Source organism: Natrialba sp. INN-245, assembly GCF_009807105.1.
GTDB classification, from domain to species: domain Archaea; phylum Halobacteriota; class Halobacteria; order Halobacteriales; family Natrialbaceae; genus Natrarchaeobius; species Natrarchaeobius swarupiae.
Window position 1 is genome coordinate 51,757 of record NZ_WUBV01000005.1, and the last position, 11,755, is coordinate 63,511.

General features: G+C 59.4%; 8 protein-coding genes. 6 read left to right on the forward strand and 2 right to left on the reverse strand.

Features of this window, described 5'->3' with window-relative positions:
* Positions 1-246 precede the first annotated feature (246 nt).
* Both rdfA and GRS80_RS01195 read left to right on the forward strand, forming a co-directional pair.
* Positions 247-852 carry a rod-determining factor RdfA gene (rdfA, locus tag GRS80_RS01190; RefSeq protein ID WP_149080858.1) on the forward strand — a complete coding sequence of 202 codons (606 nt, stop codon included), beginning with the start codon at positions 247-249 and terminating at the stop codon, positions 850-852.
* Positions 849-2,702 (forward strand): archaea-specific SMC-related protein, encoded by a 1,854-nt coding sequence (locus tag GRS80_RS01195; protein ID WP_160045960.1) that lies wholly within the window; start codon positions 849-851, stop codon positions 2,700-2,702. The genes rdfA and GRS80_RS01195 overlap by 4 nt, the downstream gene beginning before the upstream one ends.
* A gap of 120 nt (positions 2,703-2,822) precedes the next feature.
* Here the strand turns inward: GRS80_RS01195 and GRS80_RS01200 are convergent, their stop codons facing one another.
* Positions 2,823-4,325, reverse strand: a complete 1,503-nt coding sequence (locus GRS80_RS01200) for an aldehyde dehydrogenase family protein (RefSeq protein ID WP_149080860.1) — start codon at positions 4,323-4,325, stop codon at positions 2,823-2,825.
* 69 nt (positions 4,326-4,394) lie between these two features.
* Positions 4,395-5,309: an MqnA/MqnD/SBP family protein gene (locus tag GRS80_RS01205; RefSeq protein ID WP_160045961.1), complete on the reverse strand. Its 915-nt coding sequence runs from the start codon at positions 5,307-5,309 to the stop codon at positions 4,395-4,397.
* A gap of 533 nt (positions 5,310-5,842) precedes the next feature.
* Here GRS80_RS01205 and allB point away from each other — a divergent pair.
* The 4 genes from allB to GRS80_RS01225 all read left to right on the forward strand — a co-directional run bounded on the left by allB (position 5,843) and on the right by GRS80_RS01225 (position 11,593).
* Positions 5,843-7,234 carry an allantoinase AllB gene (gene allB, locus GRS80_RS01210; protein WP_160045962.1) on the forward strand — a complete coding sequence of 464 codons (1,392 nt, stop codon included), beginning with the start codon at positions 5,843-5,845 and terminating at the stop codon, positions 7,232-7,234.
* Positions 7,234-8,454 carry a C45 family peptidase gene (locus GRS80_RS01215; protein ID WP_160045963.1) on the forward strand — a complete coding sequence of 407 codons (1,221 nt, stop codon included), beginning with the start codon at positions 7,234-7,236 and terminating at the stop codon, positions 8,452-8,454. The genes allB and GRS80_RS01215 overlap by 1 nt, the downstream gene beginning before the upstream one ends.
* Positions 8,455-8,669: 215 nt before the next feature.
* Positions 8,670-9,629 (forward strand): TAXI family TRAP transporter solute-binding subunit, encoded by a 960-nt coding sequence (locus GRS80_RS01220; RefSeq protein ID WP_160045964.1) that lies wholly within the window; start codon positions 8,670-8,672, stop codon positions 9,627-9,629.
* A gap of 5 nt (positions 9,630-9,634) precedes the next feature.
* Positions 9,635-11,593, forward strand: coding sequence for a TRAP transporter fused permease subunit (locus GRS80_RS01225; protein WP_160045965.1), 1,959 nt, complete (start codon positions 9,635-9,637; stop codon positions 11,591-11,593).
* Positions 11,594-11,755: the final 162 nt, after the last annotated feature.

Genomic DNA, 11,755 nt, shown 5'->3' on the forward strand with positions numbered 1-11,755 from the left:
GGTGTGTCATACGGATTGCTGTAACGATTTACCGGCGAAACCGCGACCAGTCTGCGGTTTCGCCGGTGATGACGGACAGTAAACCGTATCAAAAACTCCCGCCAGACCACGTTCGAGAGCGCGGCGAAACGACGGCGAGAGCTGAGCAAACGACGAGATCGCACAGCCTTCCCAACACCAGTACGTTCTTTGCTTTAGCAAATATCAACGAGTACACTTTTGTTTCACGGGGGTATATGGCCGGATATGGGAACAGAATATGGATGTAAAGTTTGCCGAGTTCTCGAAGATCACGACCTCGAACACTACGACGAACGGTTACTCGAGGAGTGGCGCGGTGACGGTTCGCAGCGAAAGGGGTACAGACAGCTCGCCCGGTGGTTGAACGTCACCCTCCTGCGCCGGGAGATGGACAAAGTCGGACTATCGACACTCGGTGACGAGGCCGAATCGAAGTACGACAGGCTTCGCGAGGAGGGAACGACGAGCAGCGAGGTCGCCGCCATGCTCGAGCGTGAAGGCATCGACGTCGAGCGCCTGCAGGACGATTTCGTCTCCTACGGCGTCGTTCGAACGCATCTCCTCGACTGTCTCGACGCCGAATACGAAAAAGAAGAGTCCAGCGAGTGGGAACGTGAGGCGATCGAAATCGCGCGCAATCACGCCAAAGAGAAGATCGTCTCAGCCGTCCGGTCGCTCGAGCGAAAGGGAAAGCTCCGCGGCGGCGAGGACATTACCGTCCACGTCGACGTCGACCTCGAGTGTGAATCCTGCCAGACGCGCGTTCCGCTCCGACGTGCGATCTACCGCGGCGAACTCTGTGACTGTGCGACCATGGAGGTGCACCAATGAGCGAGTTAACTATCTCCATCGAGAACGTCGGCGGAATCGACTCGGTCGACTGTACGCTCTCCGACGAACTCAACGTCGTCACCGGGCCGAACTCCTCGAACAAGACGTCGTTTCTCGAGGCGGTCGCGTTCGGCCTCGGTCGATCGACGGTGCCGATCAAAAACGACGCCGATACTGCACGCGTCGAACTCTCGTTGGACGGGGAAACGATCGTTCGGACGGCAACGGAGACGGGTCACGGAATCGAAATCGACGGCCACTGCTGGATCGACGACGGCGACGATATCGAGTTGTTCGAACAGTTCGCCTGCCTGTTCGAGTTCAGCACCGTCCGCTCGGCGGTGAGAAACAACGAGAACTTCGAAGACGTTCTCAAAGGGCCGATGGATATCGACGCACTCGAGGCCGAACGCGAAGGGAAGATCGTCGAGAAAAACGAACTACAAACGGAAATCGAGGCCCAGGCGGACGTCGAAACGCGACTGGAGGACCGAAAACGGGAACTCGACGCGAAACGCGAAACCGCCGTCGAACTCGAGGCGACACTCGACGAGTTGCGGGACAAACAGCGGACGATCACCGACGACGAGGAACTCGAGGAGCTTCAGGAAACGCGATCGCACCTCGTCACCAGACGACGGGATTATCGCTCGCAGATCGAAAATTACGAGGACGCGATCGATCGTCTCACCGACCAGATCGCGGAGGTCGAAGCCGAACTCGAGGAGGCCCGTGAGACCGTCGCGGAGTACGACGTCGAGTCACTCGAGTCCGAGAAGGCCTCGATCAGGGACGATCTCGACGAGATCACCAACCGTCTCGATATCCTCCAATCAGTGCTGACCGCAAACCGGGAGATGCAATCGTCGCCATACACCGGTGTCCTCGGGCAACAACACGGACTAACCGGTGATACAGTGACGTGCTGGGCGTGTGGCACCGAATCGACCGCCGAGGAGTTCGACGAGACGATAACACAACTCACCGAGCTCATCGAAGCGGACAAGGACCGACGCGCCGAGTACGAGCCACGACTCGAGGAGATCAACGCACAACTCGACGCCATCGACGAGGCCCACAGACGGGTCGACACCCTCGAGTCGAAGAAACGCTCCCTCGAAGAGCAACTCGAAGAGCGGCGGGATTCCCTCGAGACCAACCGCGAACAGATCGCGGATCTCGAAGACGAGATCGACCGCGTCGAGGATCAGATTGCCCAGAAGGAAGCCGAGCAAGAGAGCGAAACGAGTGATCTGACCGACGAGATCGAGTCGACGCGCATCGAGTTACACTCGGTTCAGACGGACATCGAGCGCCTCGAATCGACGATAGACGACCTCGAAGCGGCTCGTCAGGACCGCGAACGGAACCGCGAACGGATCGAGTCGCTCCGTGACGAGATCCGCACGCTCACTGAACGCATCGAGAACCTCGAACAACGCCTCCAGACGCAGTTCAACGAGGCGATGGACGAGTTGATCGAGTTGCTCGAGTACGAGGCGATCGAACGCGTCTGGTTGGACGGCAACTTCGATCTGATCGTCGCCCGGGAAGAAAATGGCGTCACTCGCCAGGACACGATTTACAACCTCTCGGAGAGCGAGCGTGAGATGGTTGGGCTCGTACTCGCGCTTGCCGGGTACATCGCCTACGACGTCGCCGACACCGTTCCAGTCCTCGTCATCGACACGCTCGGCGCGTTCGACGCCGAACGAGCGACGGGGCTGCTCGAGTACTTTGCCGACGAGTCACCGCTTTTGGTTACCGCCTTGCTCCCCGACAACGAGGCTGTACTCGCCGGCTCGGAACTGGAATACGGTTCCGTCAATCCGAAACAGCTCACGCCGTAGGAACACTGTCAACGCGTCGAAAAAACGCTCGAGTCGATCGCAGTCGGTCCGTTTTCTCGTCGGGAAATCGTGAGTGGTACAGCAATCCGTATGAAGCGAACGGCGGTGGGGCTTTCCGCGTTAGTTGCCGCCGGCGAGGGTCAGATCGTCACTGAACTCGATGTTGATGTTTTTCACGCGGGTGTGATCGAGCAGTTCCGAGATATCCTCTTTGTTCCCGATGCCGCTCTGTTTGTAACCGCCAAACGGCGCGCCGATGTAGTGGCGTCCGTGCTGGTTGATCCAGATGTAACCCGACTCGATATCGTCCGCAGCCCGGTGTGCCGTGTTGAGGTCGTTCGTCCAGACGCTTGCAGTCAGGCCGTAGTCGGTGCTGTTGGCGATCTCGATCATCTCGTCGTACTCGCTCCAGGTCATCACTGAGAGCACCGGCCCGAACGTCTCCTCGTGAGCGATCGTCATATCCGGCTCGACTTCGAAGACGGTTGGCTCAAGGTAGTATCCACGGTCGTACTCGTCGACCGTCTCGCCGCCGAACAGCACGTCCGCGCCTTCCTCTTTGGCGATATCGATGTACTTGCACACTTTCTCGAACTGTGGCTCGGAGACGACCGACCCCATCGTGTTCGACTCGTCGAACGGATCGCCGATCGTCACCGATTCGAGCCGGTCGATCAGCGGCGGAACGACGTCGTCGTAGGCGTCCTCGTGGACGAGTAGCCGGGTGCCGCTGCCACAGGACTGGCCCTGCCAGGGTAACGCCATCGCCCCCTTGAGGCCGTCGAGAACGCGGTCCATGTCGGCGTCGGGATAGACGATAAACGGATTCTTGCCACCCAACTCGAGCAAGACGGGTGAGAGGTTCTTCGAGGCACCCTGCATGATCTTCTTTCCGGTTGCGGGGCTGCCGACCATCGAGACGAGCCTGACATCGTCGTGTTCGACGAGGTTCGCGCCCGTTTCGCCGAAGCCGGTGACGATGTTGATCAGGCCGTCCGGGAAGAGATCACACTCGTCGATGAGACGTCCGATGTACAGCGCCGAAAGCGGGGTGAACTCCGATGGTTTGACGACGATACCGTTGCCGGCGACGATCGCGGGCGCGACCTTCTCGGCGACGAACATCGTCGGGTGGTTGAACGGGATGATGCCGGCGACGACGCCGTAGGGTTCACGCTGGGTGAAGTTGTGATTGTTCGGCCCGGTCGGGATCGTCTCCCCTTTGAGCTCGGTCGCCAGCCCGGCGTTGTATTTGAGGTTGCGAGCGCCCTTCTCCGTGTCGAATTTCATCCGAGAGATACTGCTCCCGTTGTCGGCGACGTCGAGTTTCGTCAGTTCGTCCTGGTGTTCGAGGAGGAAATCGGCGAAGGCTTCGACGCGCTCGCGGCGTTCGAAGACGTCGAGTTCCCGCCACTCCTGGCTGGCTCGGTCGGCAGCCTGGACGGCCTGGTCGACCTGGTCTTCGGTCGCGATCGGAACGTCGGCGAGGATCTCACCAGTCGATGGACACTCGTTTTCGAAAGTCTCCTCGCTGGAGACGAACTCGCCGTCGATGTACATTCGGTCCTCTATCTCGAGGGAGACGTGTTTTCCGGACAACGTCTCTAGATCGTACTCGAACATGCTATATGAGCATATGTCTCGCGCCTCTTATATAGCCGTTGTGACTGACGAACGGTGGCTGCAGCCGCCCTACGGAAACAGCCGTTCGTCGGCGATCGGCGGCCGTTCGAATACGCCGTAGCGGTCGGCGTACTCCATCCAATCGCGGACGTTCTCCCGCTGGTCGGACTCGAGAACGAACGGACAGTCGACGCCGTCGGTGACCTGCCGGAGCGCCTCGACCGTCTGCTCACCCTCCCACTCGCCGGTGTCCGTCTCCTCGAGAAACGCGGTGAGGACGGCTTCGTAGTTTTCGTTTCGGTACGCACGCGAGCGGCCGAGCGCGTCGACGAACGCGGTGACGCGCTCGGTGTGTGCGTCGTACACCGACCGGTCGACACAGACGAGGTGGACCAGCGGCCGATAGCCGGTCAGTTCGTCCCACTCGACACCCATGTCGTAGAGCAGTTCGTAGTCCGGGTCCTCCTCGAGGCCCCAGTACCAGTCGTTGATCCGTTCGACGGCGTCGAGACGACCCGATTCCATCCGTTCGGCAAGTCCCTGATGGGTATCGACGACCCACTCGACGTCGTCGGGGCCGACGTCGAATCGATCCTCGAGAATTGCCTTGTGGTAGGTCATCGCGAGCGAACGGTCGTGGATGCCGACTCGCTTCCCGATAAGATCTTGTGGGTCGTCGATGCCGGAGTCAGCGCGGACGAACATGCCATTGCCGCGCTGATACGTCAACCCAGCGGCCACTGCGAGCGGATCGGTCGGAACGACGTCGGTGTGACTGACGAGCTTCGACGTGACGTACTTCCCCATCGACATCGTCGTGGCGTCGAGCTCTCCGGTAAGCAAGAGCTGATCCTTTCTCGGCGAGTGGTTGTGTTCGACGCTGACGTCGCCGAGAGTCGGCGTCACTTCCCCGGTCTCGAGTGCGTAGTAGAACTGTCTTGTGTTGTAAAACGGCGTCGTACTGAATTTGAGCGTCTCCGTCATCACCGATGCATGAGTGGCGACCAGCAAAAATCTGCTGACTACTTACGGGCGGACTCCTCGGGGCTGGGTGGGCAGGTGTCGCTCTAGCGATCCGTCCCGTCGTCCGCAGTGAGCAGAAATCGACGTACAGCGACCCGGTATCGGGGACCGCCGACTCGGCGGACATCTACTCCGTTGTTATTAATTATTATATTATGGCCGATAATCACGTGAACACCTGTCCCACATACAAGATGAATCCCACGTCGAGTGCAGGGGAGGCAATTGGTGATTTTTTATATCAGATTCTGCCGTATAGGAATAATGCACTAAGTGGGTTATTTTGCCGTTTTATTTGTATATGTACACGGTCCGGTATTGCAGGACCCCCGACGCACGACCCCTAGTGGCGGTCCAAACCTGAACTGATGGGTGGAACCGATGGAGGTCGTCTCGTTTCACCCATCAGTCGACGTTTGGAACGGTACTAGATGTCCGATCCGACCGCAGAAGTCACAAGGTATATTATTGTAGCAGGTATTGTATTCGGATGTATGTCAGTAGACCTCGTGGTCAGAGACTGTACAATCGTTACCCCTGAAGGGCAGATAGGCCCGGACGCAGGGGTTGCGGTTGACGACGGGAAGATCGTTGCGATCGGATCGAGCGAAAATCTGCCGGACGCCGATGAGGTCGTCGAGGCAGACGGTAACTACCTCGCCCCCGGCGTCATCGACTGCCACATTCACAACCGGACCCCCGGTCTCGAGTACAAAGAAGACTGGAAAACGGCCACCCAGGCCGCGGCTGCCGGCGGTGTAACCACCGTCATGGGTATGCCCAACACGGACCCGGTCATCGACCAGCCAGAACACATCGAGACGAAAGCCAATCTCGGTGACGAGAACGCGCTCGTCGACTTCCAGTTCTACGCGGTCATCACGTCCAACAACTACGATCAGGTCCACGACCTCGCCGAGACGGGCGTCGTCGGCTACAAGGTGTTCCTGGGCACCACGATCGGTGCGATTCCCCCACCGAACGACGGCGAACTTCTCGAGGCGATGGAACAGGTCGCCGAGACCAACCGCCGGCTCGGATTCCACGAAGAGAACGACGAGATTCTCTCACACCTTGCCGAGAAGTTCCAGGAAGAAGGCAAAAACGACCCGATCTACCACACGTGGTCGCGACCGCCGATCACGGAACGAGAGGCGATCAGCCGAACGATCCTCTTCGCAGAGGAGACCGGTGCGAAGATTCACATGTTCCACCTCTCGTGTGGCTCGGGTGCGGAACTCGTCGCCGAGGGGAAAGACCGCGGCATCGACGTGACCGCCGAGACGATGCCCCACTATCTGTGGTTCACTGAGGACGTCATGCGAGAGAAAGGAAACGTCGCTCGCATCCAGCCCCCGATCCGCGATCAGGAAGAGCAGGATCTCCTCTGGGAACAGGTCCAGGGCGACGGCATCGACTGTATCGCAACCGACCACTCGCCGCACACGGACGAAGAGAAGGGCATGGACGATCCCTTCAAGAACACCTGGGAGGTTATCTCCGGGTTCGTCGGCCTCGAGACCGAGGTCCCGGCCATGCTCTCGTTCGTCAACGAGGGTCGTATGAGCCTCGAGCAGTGGATCGACATGCACTCGACCCAGCCGGCGAAGATCTGGGGCATGTATCCCGAGAAGGGATCGCTGCAGGTCGGTACCGACGCCGACTTCACCATCTTCGATCTCGAAGAAGAGTGGACCCTCGAGGATCGCCACTCGCTGCACTCGAAGAACACGGTGACGCCGTTCGAGGGAGAGTCGTTCACTGGTAGCGTCGAGACGACGATCGTCAGAGGGAACGTCGTCTACGAGGACGGCGAAGTCGTCGGCGAATCCGGTTACGGGAACCAGGTCGACGTCGACGAAATCGACAACGATTACGGAAACTAATGAGCGAAGACGCATACGAACGCGGCCGAGAGACGGGAACGCGGCTCCGAGAGGCCATCGAGCACAACCTCGAGGGCTTCTGGCAGGCAGTCGCCAACCGCGGACTCGACCGCGAGACGGTACACGAGGAAGCACGTGCCAACCGAGAGCGGCTCACGGAGTCGACGCGATCCAAGATCCACGGAATGGCCGACGCAGCGGGCGTTCCCCAGCGTGATCTGCTCGCGTTCAACCTCTTCGAGGAGACGCTCGTCACCGACGGCTGTACGACGGCCATCGCCGCCGGTGAGGCATCGGCGACTGACGAGACGATCTTCTTCAAGCAAAGTGACAAGAAAGGTGCTGACGAGTTCGAGGGTGAGAACTACCACAAGCACAACCAGATCAACGTCGTCAGCGTCGAGGATCCCGACGACAAGAACAAGGTTATCGGCGTCACGGCCGCAGGTTCGACGGCGGTCAAGATGGGAATGAACGACCAGGGGGTCGCCATCGGCTCGAACATCTCCCGGACGGTCACCTTCGACGAGGACGGGAAAGATTCGAAAGACTGGGCAGCCGCCTCTCGGGGCGCGTACATGCGCGAAGGGCTGCTCCACGGCGACACCGCAGAGGAGGTCGCCCAGCACATCACGCCGATGCTGTTCTCGGATCCGATGTCCTCACCCGGCAACATCCCGATCGCCGACGCCGAAAAAGCGATCATCCTCGAAGGCGAGTTCACCCACCTCGCAAGCGAGTGGGTCGAAGACGACGTCATCGGTCGCGGGAACAAGTTCGAAGTGCTCTCCGACCTGGCGCGTTCACGCGAGGAGATTCCCTCGAGCTACTCGCGCCACGAGCGAGTAATGGAGGTCCTCGAGGCCGAAAACGGCGACGTGACCGCCGAGACGATGCGTGATCTGTCGATGGATCACGAGAACGGTCCGGGCCTCGAATCGATCTGTCGCCACGAGGAGAACGACTACACGGACGAAACGTCGCTCTCGTCGGCGATCTTCGAACTCGACGGCGACGAGCCGGAAAACAGCACGATCTACATCGCGCTCGGTAAGCCATGTCACTCCTGGCGAACCGAGGAGGGAGACGGCTGGCTCGCCCTCGAGGCAGGCGCTTCCGAGGACGACGTGCCGGAGCGATTCCTCACGGGAGACGCCTGGTTCGACCACTACACGGAAGAACCCTACGAAGGCGAAGCCGAACCGCCGGCGCTCGACTGAACTTTCGTTCGTTTTTTCGACTGTACGCCGTCGACAGCGTCGATAGCAGTCGGTGGCCGTAACGAGGGCGAGTCGACAGTCACCTCACTCTCGCCACGGCGAACGTATTCGTCCAGTTATTCACCGACAAATACACCACATATTATTGTAGGTATTTTTTCACCACGTTAAGTTTTTCGCCAGATTTAAGTGTGATAAAGGATAGTGTGAGACTTATGCCACCAGTCAGCAGACGCAGCTTTCTCGCGAGTGGGAGTGTTGTCGGTGCCGGTCTCGTCGCCGGTTGTCTCGGGGGGGACGACGATAGCGTTCACCTTCAGGTCGATACGGCGGCAGAGGGCGCATCGCACTACAACATGTCCGCGCCCTGGGTCGAACTACTGCCCGACCACTCGGAGGATCCCGCGCTCAACGCGACGGTGAGTTCGTCGGACGGGTCGGTCGCGAACATGCGCGCACTCGACGACGGCGAAATCGACGTTGGAACGTCCGTCGACCAGATCGGACACCTGGCCTACAACGGACAGGGACCGTTCGACGGAAACGAGATCGACATTCGTTGTATCATGCGCGGTGAGCTCGTCCCGCAGTACTACGTGGTCCAGGCCGATTCGGACATCGATTCGATCTGGGATCTCGACGGCCGGAGCGTCACTCCCGGTCCGGAGGGTGGCGGAACGACTGGACAACACGAGGCGCTGATGGACCAGTACGGCCTCGAGACCGACGACGTCTATCTGAGCTACGGAGAGGGCGGACGTGCGCTCCGTGACGGCGACGTCGACGCGTGGTTCGTCTTCCACGGGTCGGACGCCATCAACGCGTTTGCGACGGACGGCGACGAACTCGAGCTCCTCGAGTTCGACGACGAAGCGATGGAGGGACTCCAGGAGGTGTTCCCGTGGACGGTCGAAGCGGATGTGACGCCGGATATGCTCGAAAACTACGAGGACACCACGGGCGTGATGGGGACACACGGCTACTGGATGACGACGCCGGAGATGGACGACGACGTCGTCTACGAGCTGTGTCGCGTCGTGACGAGCAATCCGGAGCCGATTCGGGACAGTAACGTCAACTCCGAGGAGTTCGGACTCGAGTTCGCCCACTACGACTTCGGCGTCCCGTATCACGACGCCGCAATCGAGTTCTTCGAAGACGAGGGCGTACTCTAATCGTCATGAGTACATCTGTCGAGGGAGAAGTAGCAGTTCCAATCGACGACGATACGACGCGGCTACAGAAGCTTTTGGCCGTTTTGATTGCAGCGTTTACCGTATACGTCGCCCTGACGCTGGAGTTTAGCACGTTCCAGCGGCTGGGCACGTTTTTGATGCTGACGCTCGTCTACCTGTTTCTTCGCTTCCCGCTTCGGGAAACGATCGAGCGGGAGTTGAGCGATCGACAGATACGACTCTGTAACTGGTTCGATATCGCGATGATCGTCGGGTCGACGGTCACGTACGGCTACCTGATACTCAACTCAGCGCAGATTATCGAACAAGCAGGTCGCGTACAGACGTTCGAGATTCCGCTCGGATTCCTCGCGATGTTCGTCGTCCTGGAAGCGACGCGACGGACGATCGGCTGGACGATCCCGATGTTCGCCACCGGGTTCCTCGTCTACGTCTATCTCGGTCCGGCGTTTCCGGGGATATTCAGCCACCCCGGCTACTCGACCAATCAGCTGATCGTACAAATGTACGTCAGTACGAGGGGGCTGTTCTCGTTCCCGCTCGCCGTGATGTTTGACTACGTGTTCCTGTTCGTTCTGTTCGGGGCGTTACTGGAGGTATCCGGCGGTGGGAAGATGTTCCTGGATCTCGCGAAGGTCCTGTTCGGAAAGGTCACCGGCGGACCGGCAAAGCTCTCGGTGTTCGCGAGTGGCTCGATGGGGATGATATCCGGCAGCGCAGTCGCGAACGCCCTGACGACGGGCGCATTTACGATCCCGACGATGAAAGATCAGGGATACGATCGGGACTTCGCGGCCGGCGTCGAAAGCGCCGCGAGTACTGGCGGACAGCTACTGCCACCGGTCATGGGCGCTGCCGTATTCATCATGATGGACATCACAGGCATCGATTACGTGACGATCATCACGAGAGCGCTCATTCCGGGGATCTTGATGTTCCTCTGTATCTACATGGTCGTCCACTTTCAGAGCGTTAAATCCGGACAGGTCGGTCTGCCCGACGAGGCGATTCCGGACCGACGCTCGGTACTCAAGCGACTGTACTATTTTATTCCGGTCGTGATCCTGGTGTACCTGCTGTACGATGGTATCAGCGTTCGCCGATCGGTCATCTACGGAATCGGTGTTCTGCTCATCGTGACGACCCTCGTCTACGACGCACGGCTGTACGATCCTCGACGGGAATCTCACGAACTCGCTTCGAACCCGTTCGTCGACGCCATCGAACTGACCGCGAAACGTGCAGCACCGATCGTCGTCGCTGCAACCTGTATCGGGATCATTCTGGGCGTTATCGGCATGACCGGGATCGGCCTCGCGATCTCCTCGGTCGTAATGGATCTCGCATCGATTCACCTGATGGTCGCGCTCGTGGTCGTTATGCTTTTGAGCATCATGTTCGGGATGGCAACCGACACCGTCACGGTGTACATCCTCCTCGCAGTCCTCGTCGCACCCGGACTCGTCGACATCGGCGTTCCCGAGCTCACCGCACACCTGTTTATCTTCTACTTCGGGCTGATGGCGATGGTCACCCCACCGGTCTGTATCGCCGCGTACGCGGCGTCGACGATCGCCGAGAGCGATCCGCTCAGAAGCGGATTCTGGGCCTGGAAGCTCTCGCTTGCGGCGTTCTTGCTTCCGTTCGCGTTCGTCTTCGACGAGAATCTGCTAATGATCGGGTCGGCCGACGCAATCGCATTGTCGATCCTGACGACGATCGTCGCGCTCACTGCCCTCGCAGGAGCGATCGTCGGCCACGCGTACACGGGCCTCTCCCGGATCGAACGAGCTACGCTCCTCGGTGCGTCCGTCCTGTTGATCGCGCCGAACCTGACGATAAACGCCGTCGGTCTCGGCCTGCTCGTAATCGGCGGATTCCGGCAGTTCCGCAGTATGGTAACCGAACGACGGCTGACACCGCAGCCAACCGAAGCCGACTGAGGTCAGCTACGGCCGACCGATCAACCGATTTCCCGATACATGTTATCGTTGTGTTAGGAAATGCATCCACAGATAGTGGGCCACAACCGCCGATTTCCCGGGTCTTGTTGACATTCCAGCAATAACTTATCACTCAGTTACGAAAGGGAATTTTTATGTGAA